Below are 17,051 nucleotides of genomic sequence, written 5' to 3' on the forward strand. Positions count from 1 at the left end.
TAGCGGAAAGCGAGGTGCAGATGTCGATCCCTTCTGTCGCAGTTGTGGCATTCAACCGCTTCAGCCCCTTTCACTTCTCGGTGCCGTGCATCGTCTTCGGGGACGTATTGCCCGGCCACAGGCTCTTCGACCTCAGCATCTGCGCGGGGGAACCGGGTGAAATGCGCTCGCGCCAGGGCTTCAGCATCGAGACACCTTTCGGGCTGGAAGCGCTGACTCAGGCGGATATCGTCATCGTCCCCTACTGGCGCGACCCCGCTGAAAGGCCCAACCTGGAAATGCTCGACGCCCTGGTGGCGGCGCACAAGCGAGGCGCTGTGGTGGTAGGTCTTTGCCTTGGGACCTACGTGCTGGCTTACGCGGGCCTGCTGGATGGACACAAGGCTGGGACGCACTGGGAATTCGAGCAGGATTTCCTCACCCGCTTCCCGAACGTCCGCTTGGACACCAACGCGCTCTACGTCGAGGATGACCGACTGGTCACCTCGGCGGGAACCGCGGCGGGGTTGGACTGCTGCCTGTACCTGGTGCACAGGGTGCACGGCCGGTCCATTGCCAACAAGGTGGCCCGGCGCATGGTTATCCCGCCGCACCGCGAAGGCGGCCAGGCACAATTCATAGAGTACCCCCTCCCCGTTTCCACGCGAGACGCCAACATCAATAACCTGCTTGACTACCTGAGAAACAACCTGGACAAGTCGCACACTCTGGACGAGTTGGCGGACTACAGCCTTATGAATCGCCGCACCTTCACAAGGCACTTCCAAAAAGCCACCGGCAGGTCAGTGGGTACCTGGCTCATGGGGGAGCGCCTGCAGCGCAGCCAGGAACTCCTGGAGACCACCAGCCACTCTATCGAACGCGTGGCGGAGTTGGTCGGTTTCCAGTCCGCCGCATCATTGCGTCAGCACTTCCGGGCCAGGTTCAACGTGACCCCCACCGAATGGCGCAGAACGTTTCAAGCTGGCGACAAGGTTGTGAAGCCGTAAGTCCTCATTGTGTTGCGAAGGTGTGAAAGGGTGTTATGGTTAGCGAGAATTAATACTAACCATTTCCGAAAAGGAGGTCGTCCATGCCCCACAGCAACCTTCCCCATCCAGAGATGCTGGCGAAATCAGAGGAGATGCGTCAGATATGGACGCCTGAGCTGTACGCATATCTGCTCTCGCTTCTCGTGACACCGGAGAAGTATGGCGAACTGCATAACCGTTTCGAGAACAGTGTCACAGGTTTTCTTAAGGGTGACCCTGAGAAGGTCAAGGAATGCGAAGAGGCACGTGGCAATTTGGACAAGGCCATGTCTATCGTGCAGGGACTCGGTAAAGCCGTGAGCCCCATCGACCCGACCGTGCAGCATAAATTCGGCGTCCCCCCACCCAAAGCCCCTTCGGCGGCTGCGGAATTGACCGCTGCCAAGGATTTGAGGTTGTTTTTTGACAAGAGCGGCCAGCCTTATTGCTCGGTGTCGAAGCTGGCCGGTGCCAAAGGGTACGACCTTTGGTTTTGTGAAGGGGAACCAAGCGTTGACAGCAACTGGAAATTATTGACATGGTCAAGCAGTTGCCAAGGGATCTACCTTAACGGATTGAACAGGACCAAAACGAACTATCTAAAGCTCAGGGGCAAGCGTGGCAACGAAGTTGGGCCGTGGTCCAACATGGTGATCTTACCCCCAGTATAACCTCATTCTTGCGCCCCCCCTGGTGCGATCAAGGGGGGGCACCCTCTCGGAAGTCACTATCACTTCGTCGCATCCGCCCACCAGCCAATTCGTCGAATCCAATCTCAATTCGTCGAATCCAATCTCAATTCGTCGAATCCAATCTCAATTCGTCGAATCCAATCTCAATTCATCGAATCCAATTTCAATTCGACGAATCCAATCCCAATTCGACGAATCCAATCCCAATTCGACGAATCCAAACCAATTAAAGCATAAACCAGAGGGCTCGTTTTTTATTGTGAGGCTCAGTCGGTATCCCCTACACAGCTCATTCCGCATTGCTGTTAGAGCAGACTCCTGTTGACTTGTCTCGACCAGCCATTAGACTCAGATCAGTTACAAAGTCAACAGACTAGTGGTAATGCCATGAGGAGGTACAAGATGAACAGACGGGCTTTTCTGAAAACCACAGTTGCCGGGTCCCTTGTCGCAGGTTTCGCTGGAACGGTTGCGGCAGCAGAGCGCTATTTCCCGGATCAAGTGGACATGAAGCTCTTCGAGACAATCAACAGGGTGAAGGACCCAACTAAAAAGACTCCGCTTGAGAGAAGCCATGCGCCTGTAATCACCGCTCCTCCCTCAGTAACGGCCGGCAAACCTTTCACCGTGGAAGTATCGGTAGGGGAAACGCTCCACGGCATGGCACCTGCCCACTGGATAGGCTTTATCGAGCTGAGCCTTGGCAATGAACCGGCGGGGAGAGTGGACCTGCAGCCGCGTGGGTACCTAGCACCGAAAGTTGCTTTCACCGTTGTGGTCCCCAAAGAGGCCGCGCCGGCTGGGAAGGTGACCCTCGTTGCGAAACAGCACTGCAACCTCCATGGTCTATGGGAAGGTACCCTCGATATCGCAGTGACCTGATCACAGCAGATCAACTCTCGGGTCAGGCTTGCGTTAACTGCCAGTGCAATCAGGGATTGCAACTTCGCAAGCCTGATCCCAAATCCTCCAGATCCTCCTGTTTGCTTCAGACCCTCCCTGAATCGCCATCACTAACTCAAGGAACTCATGCACGTCCCCTCAAGTCCTCCAGCAGGTAATAGTACTCGAAACCTGCTTCCCCTCCCAGGTTCGCTTTCGACCTGAATGGCTCCTTTGTGGCCCCGTACTATGCCTTGCACTGCGGGAAGCCCCAACCCCCTGCCAGTAAACTTTGTGGTATAGAAAGGGTCAAATATTTTTCCCTGAGTCTCCTGGTCCATGCCGCAGCCACTGTCGGTTATCTCGAGCAGAACATACCGTCCTTCAGGAACTGATTCACTAAACTTGCTTCGCTCTAGGCATTGCAGATCACAGTCTTGCCAACTGGTAGTAACGTTAATGGTGCCAGCCTGATCTCCAAGAGACTCCGAGGCGTTGGCCACCAGGTTCGTGATGATCTGAGAGATTTGGTCGGGGTCTGCCTCTACCAGAGGAAGCGGCTTGGTCAAATCGAATAGGAGTTCTGCCTTAGGAGAGACGGTAGAGCCAAGGACACCTGCCAGTTTTTCAATGGTCGAGTTTAGGTCCACCGGGGTAACGAAGAACCTTCCTTTCCCCGAGTAGGCCAACATCTTCCTGGCGAGGTCCGCGGCTCTTTCTGCGGATTTTTCGATACGCACCAGGTTCTCTCGAACGGAAGAATCGGTGTCCGAATGCAACAGCGCAAGTTCGACATTGCCGATGATGGCTGTGAGAATATTATTGAAATCGTGAGCGATGCCTCCCGCTAAAATCCCTAGGCTTTCCATCCTCTTGGCGTCTTGTAATTGGCGTTCCAGTTTCAGCCGCTCTTCCTGGGCGTTCCGACGCTCAGTGGTTTCAAGCAAGGTGAACACCAGGCCAATTACGCTGCCGTTATGGCCCTGGACAGGAATGAGCGACCAGTCCCAGTACGTTACACCGCGCTCGGGCTGATCAGGAAACTCGAATGGTCGTTCTCTGATGTACGCAGGAACCCCCGTGTCCCTGACCTGACGGAAGAGATCCTCGACCTCCTCCCCAGGATAGAGTGCAAAGTGGTTCCGGCCAACCATATCCTCCGGCCGCATTCGACAAGTGGCAGCATACGCGTTGTTGACGGCAACGAAATTGAAATCTAAATCGAGATAAACCAGGCAGACATCCGTAGCATTAATGACTTCCGTCATCATGGCATGTTGGCGATCTGCTTCATCTTGTACCTTTTTCAGTTGGGTAATGTCGATCCCAAGACCGCCAACGAAACGCTGCCCTTGAGCATCCTTGAACAGGAACTTCGTAGTCAGCCACCATGACGTCTCGCCGGTCATCTCCACCACCGGTTCTATGGTTTCCAGAGTGTTACCGCTGGCAAGAACCTGATGATCATTACGGCGAAACTCCTCTGCAATATCTTGGGGCCAAAGTTCGAAATCTGTCTTTCCTTGCCAGTCATTCGGTTGAGCGCTGAATCTCTTACAAAAGGTATCATTCCGAAAGACGTGCCGGCCTTCCTCGTCCTTCATCCAGGACACGATCGAACTGTTGCTGAGGTATGAGTGCAGCAGGCGTTCGGATGCTTTGCGACCGGCTTCAGCCTGGAACCTCTTGTTGCGGTTCCAGATCAGATAGAGAATGAGTACTGCCTCCCCTGAAATGAACAGCAAAGAGATAATCACGTATTTCCAGTACTGCTCCCAGAATCCCAGGCGGTAGTTGATCAGAACGCTACCTTTGGGGAGCCGGGATTTTTGAAGTCCCCACCGTTGCATTTCATTCCAGTCAAACATCGGCCCATGACCGGTAAAACTGATTACGTGTTCCAGGTCTGCCTGCCCGGCTATAAGGGCGCCGGCCAGGCGCCCGGTCTCTTTACCCAACTTTTCGAAAGAAAGTAGATCTCCCCCTACGATACCCGCCCCCAAAAGGGAGTCGTACAACCCGAACACGGGAGATGTCGATGATTGGGATACCTTGGCAAGGGCCGCGGTTGGAAGGTAGGTGTCACCGCTGGCATCTTTTATAAGGCGGGTATAAAGGATGATGGCGTGATCTCGTGCCTTGGCAACCTCCTTTACCACTTCCGGCAATGACTCGCTGGCAAGATACTTAACTGAAAGCTTCTTCTCGTAACTTTTAAGAGCGTCTTTGGCGTTTCCGAGATAAGGTGCATCGTCTTCGGTCGCGCCTGAAACGACAAGAACCTCCCTGGTGTCGGGGAGTAATGCCAAGGCCATGTTGATTGTGCTGAACGCGTCTAAGCTGTAAACGAGTTGAACTATTCTCCTTTTTCCCTGCGGCATACTTTCCAACCGTTTTGATACAACAGCAACCATTGGCGTGTCGCTGAAAAGCTCGCGCCCTTCCGAGAGCATGAAATCTCCCGCATCTCTGTGAAGGGCGATGATGGCATCGAACCTCACACCCGAGTATTTAATTTTCAGAAACCGGGTCAATTCGCGCCGATAGTCAGGGTCGGGATGACGCGCAAGATCAAGGTACTCCTGATACTGGTAACGTTCATCGACACCGGCAACTTTCAATGCGGACAGCAACCCCTTGTTGATGGTTGTGTTGGATTGAAGATTACTCACCCTACCATAAAGGATGAGGACAGTGGGCTGAGTCTGGGGGGGAGCATTGGAGGCAGATGCTTGGTGTACGGCTATCATAAGCATCGTCATAAGGAGCAGAAAAACATTACAATAGCAGGGACGAAGAAAGGACAAAAAAACTGAAGGGTATTTGCACACCTTGCTGGTCATGACAAAGCCTCCCCCGCTATGAGGATTACTATAGCATTATCAGGGTGCACATCAACCGCTCCTTGGCATACATTGGCAATAAACACCTCGGAGTCAGGATAAGAAAGAAACAATGAGAGTAATATGCTGTGATTGCGGTGAGAGACTTTTCGATACAGTCTTTACAGTGAGATGAAGCCATGGACGGGCCTTCACAATCTGTGGGGAAAGACGTTCAGAATGTTCTGGTTAGGATAATGGACTGTTATACGGGTGACCTGGAGGTGCTTGGGGCAGGCTTGCAACGTTGCAATGTTCGGATGCGAGTGTAACAGAGATTGCAACTTCGCAAGCGTGCCCCCTTGTAATCCTCTCCTTCCCTTTTGCAGCAGCCCATTCCAAATGGCACTAGTGGAAGAAAGCCGAGGAATCGTATAGATAGGGTGCAGCAGTTGCATCGGGAATAACCGTTGAGTAAAGGTAGTAGAGCGCTGCAGACGAGAAGTCGAAAGGTGTTCCGTCACTGTAGGTTCCAGACATAATCATTTTGCGAAGTTGAGTAAGTTTTGCTCTTTGTGCATCGGTAAGACTGGCGGATACCCGTGCCATTGCACTGGCATAATTGTAATTGTTCTCGCCATCGAGTTCGCCGTACGTGGCGGAGAGCGCGAGGACTTGTTTTTTGACCGTTAACCCATCGTCAGTCCCCCCTGTTGCAATGAGGGAACGTAGGAGGATCGCTATCTCTCTGCGCAGTTGGACGATGCTGGTGCTTCCGGCATAGAGGTTGTTCCGTTGCAGATCAACAAGACTTGACATGATCGAAGCTTGCGACGCATCCACATAACCTGCGGAACTATCGCTCAGGGCCCTGCCTGCGCTCGCTGTTAGCTGTTCGTTGATGCTGTAGCCCTCGTGACCGATGGCAGGTGCGTCCTTGATGAAGAAAGAACCGTAATAGGTGCCGTGCCGCTCAGGGCAAAAGTACACATCAGCTTCGAGGGAGCCGTTGAACCAGCTATAGAGGTCACTGGCATAGGTCATAACTGCAACGGCAGTTCCTTGCGGCAGCGTGCGCATGCGTGCATCGACAGCCGACCGTATCGGGTCGACGGCGGTATCTGGCCAAGACTTCCACCCTTTGCCTTTCATGTTAGCCAAATAAGCCTTCTGACTGTCATTAAACGTGCTAAAGAGGACGGCATAGAGGACGGCACGGTCGTAGCTTATCTGCCCGTCGATGAGATAGAGGGATCTTGACGCTCCCTTAACGGCATCCAGGCTCAAAGTCGTAGTACCGCCAGGAGGTGTGTTGTCAACTAACCTGCGGAATGCTGCCATCAATGGAAAACGCTGGTAACCGTACTGGTCGATCTGGGACTGCTGGCCAACGGCAAGCTCTTTGAGCTGGTTGAACTGCCGATCGTCAAGCAGATAGATGACGTTCTCGGCCACCCGGGTCAGAAAGCTGGTGTTGTGCCCCATGTTGTCCGGATCATTGTCGCGCAAGTATTGAAACCCTGTGTAGTCTGCTACTTTGCCCGGCGGGAAGAAGGTTTGGGCCCCAAGGTTCCCCGTGATCATTGCCAGTGCAGAGAAGGCCAGCGTTGTTGACTGCGCCTGGTCAGAAAGGGTCTGCATCATGTTCATGGATAGCCCTTTTGTATTGAGGGTCACTGTTCCCGCATCGGTGGTCACTCCTGCCGCGACGCTGACCAGTGCACTGGTCCCTTGAAATGCCTCATTACCTGCCGCATCGATCCCTTTGACTGTCACGGTTCGCTGGTCGCCGACCGGGACTCCGTTTATCAGGACTGAATCACCCGCTATGCTGGCGCTGGTGTAATCTTTCTGGATGGGATTAGCCATATCGGCCGCCGAAACAATCACCCTGACGATGGTCAGCCCCGCCGGGACGGCAGAGGCGGTCTTGGCTAGGCCTTGGGCTGGCCATGCAAGTGCTACCCGTATTGAACCGCTGGGACCTAGTCCGACATTCCCACCGGCGTTGCCCCCACACCCTGCTATAAGGGACAGCAAACAGCAGATAACCAGCAGTGCTAAGCTCTTAAATGACAACCTTTTCATGGCATGTCTCCTTCCCGGATGTGTCGTTACCGCAGGGATTGAACGGCGTGAGCATTCCTAGTGGTCTCAGCTTATCTTTTTGGAACGGTAAGGTGCGTTAAGGTGCTGGTGGTAAATGTAAAGTTGTGTAAAGTATGAAAGACAAACTTTGCACATCTTTACAAACAACAGGGGCTCAATCCAGTTATAGTCATCACGCGAACCCTGCCGAATTAGTTCGCCATTGACATGCTTCAAAGACCAACGCATCTAAGATCGCCCTCCGGATTCGGCTGAACCAGCAAAGGAGTAACCGTGGCATTAGAACCTGACGATGCTGCATCGGGAAAGATACTGATCGTCGACGACGATGAGGATCTCTGCTCCCTGTTGCGGGATCTATTTCACAGGGAAGGTTTTGCCGTCGAGGCGGTTCACAATGGCGCTGCCGGGGCTGAACGGGCTATCGCGGGAAGTCATGCGCTGGTCGTGCTCGACGTCATGCTCCCGGGTATGAGCGGGTTCGAAGTGCTGCGGCGCATTCGGGCTTCGTCACCGGTCCCGGTCCTCATGCTGACGGCGCGTGGCGAAGATGTGGACCGTATCGTGGGACTGGAGATAGGTGCCGACGACTATCTCCCGAAACCGTTCAATCCGCGGGAACTGGTGGCACGCATCCGCGCCGTGCTCAGGCGTACCGCGACCTCCCCCCCCTTAACCTCTCCTGGAGTGCCTCCCGAAGCTACCCGGCTTTCTGTAGGAGACGTGGAGTTGATAGGCCGTACCCGGACGGTACTTCGTGCAGGGGAGAAGATAGAACTGACGACGGTCGAGTTCGCTTTGCTGGAGGTATTGCTGCGACTGGCCGGACAAGTAGTAAGCCGGGACGAACTGGTACGACAAGGCATGGGAAGAACGTTAAACGCCTACGATCGAAGCGTCGATGTGCACGTGGGCAGCCTCCGGCGTAAGCTTGGCCCCCTGCCTGGAGGAGGCGAGCGGATCAAGACGGTGCGCAACATCGGTTACCACTACTCGGTGGAGGATCCCCTGTGATTAGGAAGCCGAATGTGCCCGCAATTGTCCCTATCCTTGCCCTGATCGCCGCAACTGCGGCCATTTTGTCACCTGAAACGGCCCTCTCCATCGAAGAACCACGGAAACGTCCTCCCAAGGCGGCCATTGAGGCTTGTGCAGGGAAACAGGAGGGTGATCAATGCACCTTCTCCCGTGGCAACGGCGAAATACTGGCAGGAGAGTGCCTCTCTGGTCCGGAATCAGCCTTTGCCTGTCGTCCCTATCGCGGAGTAAACGGCGAGGTGCGTCCCGCGGCGCCTGAGGGGCAGGCGCCTAAAGCAGATCCCAGCCATGAATCGGACCATGCCACCATTTCCGGATCAGGTGGTCGCGACGGCACCCAGCCCAAGCTAGCTGCCCCTGCAGCTAAGAGGTTAGCCGTTCCGTCATCCACGGTCCCGGCAGCTCCCCTACCCTCCAATGTGCGGCAGGCACCGGACACGAGGGCCGCCGCACCAACCATTGCAGCGGTTTTTGCGGTGGGTGCAGTCGGTGTCGCCGCGCTCCTATTGGCGGCCGTTCTGCTCTCATCCGGACTCACCTGGTATCTATTCTTCTACCGGTCCATCCTGCCGCTGCGCCGGTTGCGGCGGGTAACCCAGCAGCTTGCCGGCGGCAATCTCTCTGTCCGTGTGGGCGAAGGCCTCGTACACCGCCGCGATGAGATTGCCGACCTGGCTCGCGACGTGGACCGGATGGCTGAGCGGACGGAGAGTCTTGTGGGGGCTCACCGGCGGCTAATTCGTGACGTGTCGCACGAGTTGCGTTCCCCACTGGCTCGCCTCAACGTTGCACTGGAACTGGCCCGAGATATTGCCGGCCCGGAGTTTGCCGCACCCTTTGAGCGGATCGAGCGGGAGTCGGACCGGTTGAACGAGCTGATAGCTCATCTTCTGATGCTGACCAGGCTGGAGAGCCCTGAGGGGATTGGGCAGAGAACCGGATTCGATCTTGCGGAACTGGTGAAGGAAGTGGCGGGCGATGTGGACTTTGAGGCGCGGAGCAGTGACAGAAGAGTCGTCGCGTTGGTGACGGAGCCTATGCCGGTAACTGGCAACAGGGAGCTCCTCCGGCAGGCATTGGAAAACCTGGTTCGTAATGCTGCCCGGTACACTGATGTCGGCACAGCGGTAGACGTTTCACTTAGAATGCGAGTATCCGGGGGGCAACAATGGGCTCACATAGAGGTTCTGGACCGTGGGCCGGGGGTGCCTGAGTCCGAACTGGTAAATATTTTCCGGCCATTTTACCGCGTCAGCGATTCCAGGGAACGCGAAAGCGGCGGCGCTGGTGTCGGTCTGGCTATTTCCGATCGGGCGGTGCGTCTGCATGGCGGGAATGTGCGAGCGTCAAACGCGCCGCCTGCCGGCCTGAAGATGGAAATGGATTTGCCGCTGCAGTAGGATGTGGGGTAGGCTTGAGATATTGACCATCCCAATTTCCTATCAGTGGTATGGATAAGCGTCTTGATCTGTGGCCGTAACCTGCGGCTTGAGGAGGCACTATGATTGACCGGATTGATCACTTGGTTTTCACGGTGGCAGACGTTGCTAAGACGTGCGAGTTCTACGAGCGGGTATTGGGAATGAGGGTTGAAACGTTTGGTGAGGGGCGTAAAGCTCTGAGTTTCGGCGGGCAGAAGATAAATCTGCATCAATTCGGCAACGAGTTCGAACCTAAAGCAAAAGCACCGGCCCCTGGAACCCAGGATATCTGCCTGGTAAGTTCCATCCCCATAGCGGAGGTCGAACGCCATCTTTCATCGTGCGGCGTCGCCATTGAAGAGGGACCCGTAAAGAGGACCGGCGCTACCGGTCCGATAAATTCCATCTACTTCAGAGATCCTGATGGAAATTTGATTGAGGTCTCAAACTACCTGTAAAAAAAACTGCAGGTGTCGTCGTTGAGCACAAAGCAAAAGAGCCTTCCGGCGTAACCGGAAGGCTCTTTTTGTATGGTGGCGGTGCAGGGACTTGAACCCCGGACAACACGGATATGAGCCGTGTGCTCTAACCAGCTGAGCTACACCGCCAAGCTCTTTAATCTAATGATGTCAAATACCTACTTCACTGACAGCAGCTCTATCGCGCCGCCTCAAGAGACACCCTTTATATTCTAAAGCGCTTTTTTTGTCAATAAAAAACTCTGCTAAAAGTTTTTCATCTCTCACGGCTGCTAACTACGACATAAACTACTTCACGATATCCAGAAGCTCGACTTCGAATACCAGTGTCGCATTGGCGGGGATGAGCCCGGAACCGCGCTCACCGTAGGCCAGGTCTGCAGGACAGATAAGCTGCGACTTGCCCCCTACCTTCATCTTCTGCAGTCCTTCGGTCCAGCATTTGATGACCTGGTTCAGCCCGAACTCGACGGGACGGCCAGAGGTATAGGAACTGTCAAATTCCTTACCGTCGATCAGGGTGCCGCGGTAGTTGACCTTAACCTTGTCAGTGGCAGTCGGGCTGGCGCCGGTCCCTTCCCTGAGGGACTTGTAGATGAGGCCCGACGGGGTCTTAACGGCATCCTTCTCTTTGGCCGCCTTCTCGAGGAATTCCCTGGTCTTCGCTGCCAGCTTCTCACCCTGCGCGTTGCGGCGCGCAAGAGCCAGTTGCTGAATCTTCGCTTTATAGGGCTCCAAGTCGAATCCCGGAGTCTTGTTTTCGACGCCGTCTTTGACTCCATTCATCACTTGGTCCAGCTCGTCTTGAGACATCTCAAAGATAGCAAGCTGGCGGGCCATGACCTGCCCGATCGCATAGAACGTCTTCTGCTCGTCCGCTTTCTTCTCGTCGGCCGCATAGGCCGGTAATGCAAAAAGCGCTACCAATGCAACAATCAAAAGCCTGCTCATAGTACTCCTCCTGTCTGTTGTTATAAGAAGGTACAACTATACCAGTTATCGCACGGTGTGCATCGAACAGTTTGTCGGGTACAACCAAACGAAAAACAGCACCCCGACTGGAGGTGCTGTTTTGTGTCGATTGTACCCGGTCGGCCTACTTCTTTGCCTTGGGCGCTGCAGCCTTAGGCGCTGCCGCCTTGGGAGCAGCCTTCGGTGCCTTGGCGGCCTTGGGCGCCTTGACAGCTTTTGCGGTTGCCGCTGCCTTGGCCGGTTTGGCTATTTTGGCCGCCTTGGCAGGCTTGGCTACGCCCTCTTTTTTGGCTTCTATGTTAGCCATGCGCACTTCACGTGCCTTGGCGAGATTGTCGGCAAGGCCGCGGTCCTGGGCCATCTTGCGACGCGCCTCGGAGTAGCTTTTTGCTGAGAGAGCCTGTTTGCTGGAAATACCGAACTGCTTTTTGTAAGCGCCGGGCTTCATGCCGTGGGCTGTGCTCAGGTGGCGTGCCAGGGTTTTGAAGCCCCCCTTGCCACAAAGAAGGCAGACAACTTCATTCTTCTTGAACGCCTCCTTGACTGAAACTGAAGGACGTGCTTCTTCGACACCTTCAATCGCCTGGCCGGCTTCGAGGTTTTTGAGTGCTGCATGTACTTTGGCTATTTCCGCAAGAAGCTCGTCCGACGTCATCGGCGTGCTGGAGGCGTGCGATGAGACGAGTTGTGCCGCTATTTCTACCAATGTCGCCATTAATCATCCTCCTCGGTAATATGATTGAGTGATTAATAGCAGAGACAAAAATATTGTCAATAATAAAATACAAATAATGTTCAGCTTCAATAAAGCTTTTCTAGAATAAGAATCATTCAGAATTGGAAAAAGGTGCTTCGATCGTGGTATCCATGCTTTGAGCTTTGCATTGATCTAAAGCTGTGTTGGAGTAAACAATGAAGGGGGGGACGGAAAAGAAAGTTATGCGAATACGATCGGTAACAAAGATCAACGGGCGTAAAACGCCGCCCGCCCCGCACCGAGAAGAGCAGTATCCTCGTTGAGGATGACGTGTACCGGGATCGACTGTACCAGCGGGCTCAGTCTTCCCTTGGCAGTAAAGGCGACCATGAAGGTGGCACTCTTGAGCAGGTCGAGGATCTTGGGGGCGATGCCACCGCCCAGGTAGACGCCACCAGTGGCGAGGAACCTGAGGGCGGCATTTCCCGCCTCCGCGCCGTAGACGCCGATAAACAGGTCTACCGCTTTGGCGCACATGGGGCAGCTCCCCTTGAGGGCGGCACGGGTGATCACGGCGGGTGGATCCTGGCTCCCCATGGCTTCGACCACGGCGGGCTGCTCGTCGTAGTAGCGCCGATCGCGCAGAAAGCGGTAGATGTCGTGCAGGCCGGGCCCGGAAAGGACCCGTTCGTAACTGACCCGGCCATGCTTGCCTTGCAGATATAGCAGCAGCTCCGCCTCCAGGTCGTTGCGTGCCGCGAAATCTGCGTGACCCGCCTCCGAGGGGAGCGGCCGGTGCGTATCGCCGTCCCAGTAGGCCAGCGATTCGCCCAGCCCGGTACCGGCGGAAACGACGGCGATGGTGCCATCGGGGCGAGGAGTCCCGGCGTTGAGGGTGAACAGGTCGTCCTGCTTCAGCGCGGCGATGCCGTAGGTGTTGGCTTCCAGGTCGTTGATCAGGCGCACATCGGAGATGCCCAGGGTTTGGACCAGATCGGAGCTGTCGATGCTCCAGGGGAGGTTGGGGGTGCGGACACGTCCCTCGATGATGGGACCGGCGATGCCGAGACAGGCGCGTTCGGCAACGATGCCGTGTTGCAGGGAAAAGTGGCGCAGTATCTCGGCAAGACTGCCGTGAGCCGTGCTTTTGTACTGTGCGTGATAAAGAACGGTGAGTCCGGCGGCGTCCGCCTCGAAATAGGCAAGTCGCGTCGTGGTCCCACCCACATCCCCTGCCAGGATCAGCATACCGCCTCCTTCCGGCTCAGCGCCGGGCACGCTTCAGCATACCATCACGTCCGGCAGGCGCTACTTGGCGCCGGCAGCCTCACTGCGCACGCTCTTCGCCACCTCGGCGCTCAAACCGGCCAGGGCACGGCTGAATGCTGCGGCCACGGCCTCATAATCGGAACCGGCCACTTTTTCCCGAATCACGGCCCGCCCTTCCCTCCTGCCGTTCCCGGCGCCGCGCACCACCCAACCCGCCTCGATGGTGACACTGTCGCCGGGGACCGTGTCCAGGCGCACGATATCCACCAGTACGCGGTATTGTGCCGCGGCGGCGGATACTTGGTCGTAGGCGAAGACGCGGCTTGAGCCGAGCAGCGGAGAGAGGTCCTGCGCCAAGAGGCGCGGGATCTCGTTTTTGAGCGGCTCTGCCCAGCGGTGCGATTCGAGGACGTCAACGCGGTTGGGCGCCAGGCGCACCACCAGTTGCGGCCGGTTGACCAGTTCCGGGATAGTGACCGGGCCGACGGCGACGGCGCTGGAGAAGTTCTGCTGCACGGCGCCAGCAGCAGCCACGGGGGTCAGCGTGTAAAAGGTGACCCGCGGCGACCTGCTGCAGGCGGAGACAAGAAGCAAGGCGGCGACGAGGGCGAAGAAGGCTGATGTCCTGCGCATGGTTACTTTTCCTCCTTTTTGCCGCGGATCAGCGCTTCCGGGTGCTGTTCAAGGTAATCCCCGAGCACCCGCAGAGACTGGGCCGCGCGGGACACCTCGCGCATGGTGTCGCGCAGATCGACCTGCACCGGGGCATCGGCGGAGAGGACCTGGCTGGCCCCGCCCAAGGTGCCTCTGGCCTCGGTCAACGTCTTCCTGACGTCTTCAAGCGTAGTCCTGGTTTCGGTCAGCACCGATTTTGCCTCCGGCACTAGCGAGCGATCCATGTTCTTGAGCAACTGGTCTGCGCTCTTTAGCGTGTCGTCCAGCGAACGCAGAGTATGACCGGCATCGCCGGCCAATTTCTCCAGGGGGAGTTTCTCTATTTTCTGGACGATCTCGGTCAGGTTCTTCTGCAGCTTCTCCATAGATCCGGGCACGGTCGGGAAGCGCGGCGGGGCAGCATTCCAGTCGATCCTGGCCGGGCGCGCGCCGGGGACAAAATCGAGGGCTACGTAGAGCTGACCGGTCAACAGGCTGCCGCTTTTGATCTGGGCCCGGAAACCGTGCGCCACCAGGTCGTCGAGAAGCTTGTGGGTCTGGACGCTGCCAGGAGACGGCAGCAGCCCTTCCCTCCCCGCGTGCAGATGGGAGAGCAGGTGTTCTGGATAAAACTGAATCTCGACCGCAACTGAAAAATCGGAGCGGGATCGATCCAGCGTCACGTCGATGTTGGTGACCTCACCCACGGTGACACCGCGCAAATCGACCGGTGCGCCAACGGCAAGACCTCGCACCGATTCGCGGAACTGCAGCGCGAATTTCTCAGATACCACCGAGTTTTTCAGCGCCTCGTCATGGGTCGCATAGAGGGTGTAGGCGGTATTGGCGGGCGCCGCCTGGGTTTCCGGCGCATTGGGGCGCTGTTCGAAAGAAATCCCCCCCAGGAGGACAGCCAGCATCGATTCCGTGTTGAGCTTGACCCCGTTGGGGGAGACGGAGAGATCGACACCGCTCGCGTGCCAGAAAAAGGTGTCGGTAGTAACGAAACGGTCGTAGGGCGAGCGGATGAAAATCCGGACGGAAACGCCCTTGCCGTCTTTGTCGAGGTCGGTGGCGATCACCTGGCCGACCTGCATGCGCCTGAAAAAAACCGGGGAACCGGTGTAGAGCGAGCCAACGTCGTCGGTGTGAAGCACGAACTGTCGACCGGGGACGTCCATGGAGACCGCCGGCGGGGACTCAAGCCCTACGAAGTGGTCACGCAGCTCGGTGGACGCACCCGCCTCGACGCCGATATAGGAGCCGCCCAACAAGGTGGTCAAACCGGTGACGTTGCCGCCGGAAATGCGGGCGCGCACAACCCAGAAACGGGTGTCCTTGACCATGAGTCCCTTGGCATCCTTGGAGACCTCGGCGGTGACCACGACGTGGGAGCGGTCGTTGGAGATGGCGATGGATTTCACCTCGCCGATCATGACGTCTTTGTACTTCAACTTGGTCTTGCCGGCTTCCAGCCCCTCGCCGGTCTTGAAGGAGATGGTGATGGTCTCGCCCCGGTCGATCCAGGCCTTGGCGGCGATGGAAAGGCCGATGATGGCGGCCACGATGGGGATGATCCAGACCAGCTGGACCGAGAAGCGGCGTCTTGGTTCGCTAACCGCTTCCGGTATGTCCTGCATCTCATTGTGTCTGTCAGTCATGAAACTCCTCTTTCTGCAGCGGGTCCCAAATCAGGCGAGGGTCAAACTCCATGGTGGCGAACATGGTGAGCACCACCACCGCACCGAAGGCCACCGCGGCAGGCCCGGCCTTGACCGTGGCCATGGAACCAAGTTGCACCAGCGCGGCTAGCAGGGTTACCACGTAGATGTCGAGCATGGACCAGCGCCCCACCGCCTCCACCAGCCGGTACAGGCGGGTACGCTGGCGCGGGCTCCAGGTCGAGCGGCGCTGCACGGATATAAGCAGCAGGGTAAGCGAAAAAAGTTTCAAGAGCGGAATGGCCACGCTCGCTACGAAAACGATCACCGCGATCATCCAGGAACCGGTCCTCCACAGGTGCACCACCCCGCTGACGATGGTGTCCTTGCGATAGCTGATCAGGGAGCCGGTTTCCATCATGACAAGGGCATTGGCCGGTATGTAGAGGATGTATGACGCGATAATCAGCGCCCAGCAGCGCTGCACGCTGCCCGGTCTGCGGAAATGGAGCCGGGCGCCGCAACGCGGGCAGTGCGCCACCTGCGCCCGCTGGTCGCGTCGCGAGACCAGCTGGCAGACATGGCACGAGCACAGCCCCCGTGATGCCGCAATGGGAGCCGGTGCGGTCACGGCTTAGCCTGCCCTTGCCACGTGGCGTCCAGTTGCGCCCACACGTCGCGGGCATTGAAGGATGCGGCCGCGGCAGCAAGAAGCAGGGTCAGGACGGCGAAGGACCAAAGCGCCATCCCGGGAATGACGCGAAAGTTGTTGGTGAGCTTCACCAGCGAGACCAGAACCCCCAGCATGAGCACCTCCACCATGCCCCACGGCTGCAGAACCTGGAGCACGCGCATGAACAGCGGATAGCTCGGGGGGACTTTGCCCAGCTTGAGCGGCAACAGCAGGTAGGTGATCGAGATCAGTTCCACGGCGGGGGCAACCATAGCGGTGAGGAACACGAGCAGCGAGATACTTTTCATATGCTGGTCCCACAGGGAAAGGACGGCCCCAAACAGGGTGATGGCGCTGCGGTCCCCCTGCACCTCGATGCTGAAGATAGGGAACACATTCGCGCCGAGGAAAACCATGGCCGCGGCCAGGGTGTAGGCGAGGGTGCGATCGACGCTGTCAGTGGCGTTGCGGTACAAAACGGCGCCGCAGCGCGGGCAACTGGCATAGCAGCCGGGGTTCAACTGTATATCGCGCTGCAACAAGTCACAGTCATGGCACGCGATGAGCTGCCGTGTATGATCGGTCATCAGGAGAAAATCTCCATCGTTTGCCTCAGCAGCGACGCACGGAAAGACACGTGGCCACCAGGGGCGCCCTCGGGGCACTGACAAG

Annotated in this window: 15 protein-coding genes and 1 tRNA gene; 6 read left to right on the plus strand and 10 right to left on the minus strand. The window is 56.9% G+C overall.

Annotation, left to right across the window (positions count from 1 at the left end; translation table 11 throughout):
• Positions 1-20: 20 nt before the first annotated feature.
• From K7R21_RS06280 to K7R21_RS06290, 3 genes are all read left to right on the plus strand, one after another.
• Entirely contained in the window at positions 21-989 is a 969-nt protein-coding gene (locus tag K7R21_RS06280) for a GlxA family transcriptional regulator (protein WP_224982421.1), read from the plus strand.
• An 83-nt stretch (positions 990-1,072) separates the two neighbouring features.
• Positions 1,073-1,681 (plus strand): hypothetical protein, encoded by a 609-nt coding sequence (locus K7R21_RS06285; protein WP_224982422.1) that lies wholly within the window; start codon positions 1,073-1,075, stop codon positions 1,679-1,681.
• Positions 1,682-2,104: 423 nt separating this feature from the next.
• Positions 2,105-2,584 carry a class II SORL domain-containing protein gene (locus K7R21_RS06290; RefSeq protein ID WP_224982423.1) on the plus strand — a complete coding sequence of 160 codons (480 nt, stop codon included), beginning with the start codon at positions 2,105-2,107 and terminating at the stop codon, positions 2,582-2,584.
• 131 nt (positions 2,585-2,715) lie between these two features.
• Here the strand turns inward: K7R21_RS06290 and K7R21_RS06295 are convergent, their stop codons facing one another.
• Both K7R21_RS06295 and K7R21_RS06300 read right to left on the minus strand, forming a co-directional pair.
• Complete coding sequence (locus K7R21_RS06295) at positions 2,716-5,427, minus strand: PAS domain-containing sensor histidine kinase (protein WP_224982424.1); 2,712 nt, start codon at positions 5,425-5,427, stop codon at positions 2,716-2,718.
• A 387-nt stretch (positions 5,428-5,814) separates the two neighbouring features.
• Positions 5,815-7,494 carry a hypothetical protein gene (locus K7R21_RS06300; protein ID WP_224982425.1) on the minus strand — a complete coding sequence of 560 codons (1,680 nt, stop codon included), beginning with the start codon at positions 7,492-7,494 and terminating at the stop codon, positions 5,815-5,817.
• Between the two features lie 294 nt (positions 7,495-7,788).
• Between K7R21_RS06300 and K7R21_RS06305 the strand changes: the two genes are divergently transcribed.
• The 3 genes from K7R21_RS06305 to K7R21_RS06315 all read left to right on the plus strand — a co-directional run bounded on the left by K7R21_RS06305 (position 7,789) and on the right by K7R21_RS06315 (position 10,432).
• Positions 7,789-8,529, plus strand: coding sequence for a response regulator transcription factor (locus K7R21_RS06305; RefSeq protein ID WP_224982426.1), 741 nt, complete (start codon positions 7,789-7,791; stop codon positions 8,527-8,529).
• Complete coding sequence (locus K7R21_RS20815) at positions 8,526-9,953, plus strand: sensor histidine kinase (protein WP_224982427.1); 1,428 nt, start codon at positions 8,526-8,528, stop codon at positions 9,951-9,953. The genes K7R21_RS06305 and K7R21_RS20815 overlap by 4 nt, the downstream gene beginning before the upstream one ends.
• A gap of 101 nt (positions 9,954-10,054) precedes the next feature.
• A complete protein-coding gene (locus K7R21_RS06315; RefSeq protein ID WP_224982428.1) occupies positions 10,055-10,432 on the plus strand; it encodes a VOC family protein in 378 nt (125 codons plus the stop codon).
• Positions 10,433-10,505: 73 nt separating this feature from the next.
• Here K7R21_RS06315 and K7R21_RS06320 read toward each other — a convergent pair.
• The 8 genes from K7R21_RS06320 to K7R21_RS06355 form a co-directional block, all read right to left on the minus strand.
• Positions 10,506-10,582, minus strand: a tRNA-Met gene (locus K7R21_RS06320).
• Between the two features lie 159 nt (positions 10,583-10,741).
• A complete protein-coding gene (locus K7R21_RS06325; protein WP_224982429.1) occupies positions 10,742-11,404 on the minus strand; it encodes an FKBP-type peptidyl-prolyl cis-trans isomerase in 663 nt (220 codons plus the stop codon).
• Between the two features lie 145 nt (positions 11,405-11,549).
• Positions 11,550-12,140, minus strand: coding sequence for a MucR family transcriptional regulator (locus K7R21_RS06330; RefSeq protein ID WP_224982430.1), 591 nt, complete (start codon positions 12,138-12,140; stop codon positions 11,550-11,552).
• 249 nt (positions 12,141-12,389) lie between these two features.
• Positions 12,390-13,370: a glucokinase gene (glk, locus tag K7R21_RS06335; RefSeq protein WP_224982431.1), complete on the minus strand. Its 981-nt coding sequence runs from the start codon at positions 13,368-13,370 to the stop codon at positions 12,390-12,392.
• A gap of 60 nt (positions 13,371-13,430) precedes the next feature.
• Complete coding sequence (locus tag K7R21_RS06340) at positions 13,431-14,024, minus strand: PqiC family protein (RefSeq protein ID WP_224982432.1); 594 nt, start codon at positions 14,022-14,024, stop codon at positions 13,431-13,433.
• Between the two features lie 2 nt (positions 14,025-14,026).
• Positions 14,027-15,706 carry a PqiB family protein gene (locus tag K7R21_RS06345; protein ID WP_224982433.1) on the minus strand — a complete coding sequence of 560 codons (1,680 nt, stop codon included), beginning with the start codon at positions 15,704-15,706 and terminating at the stop codon, positions 14,027-14,029.
• Positions 15,699-16,337 (minus strand): paraquat-inducible protein A, encoded by a 639-nt coding sequence (locus K7R21_RS06350; protein WP_224982434.1) that lies wholly within the window; start codon positions 16,335-16,337, stop codon positions 15,699-15,701. The genes K7R21_RS06345 and K7R21_RS06350 overlap by 8 nt, the downstream gene beginning before the upstream one ends.
• Positions 16,334-16,966, minus strand: coding sequence for a paraquat-inducible protein A (locus K7R21_RS06355; RefSeq protein ID WP_224982435.1), 633 nt, complete (start codon positions 16,964-16,966; stop codon positions 16,334-16,336). Before K7R21_RS06355 ends, K7R21_RS06350 begins: the two co-directional genes overlap by 4 nt.
• Positions 16,967-17,051: the final 85 nt, after the last annotated feature.

The sequence above is a fragment of the Geomonas agri genome (assembly GCF_020179605.1).
Lineage (GTDB): Bacteria > Desulfobacterota > Desulfuromonadia > Geobacterales > Geobacteraceae > Geomonas > Geomonas agri.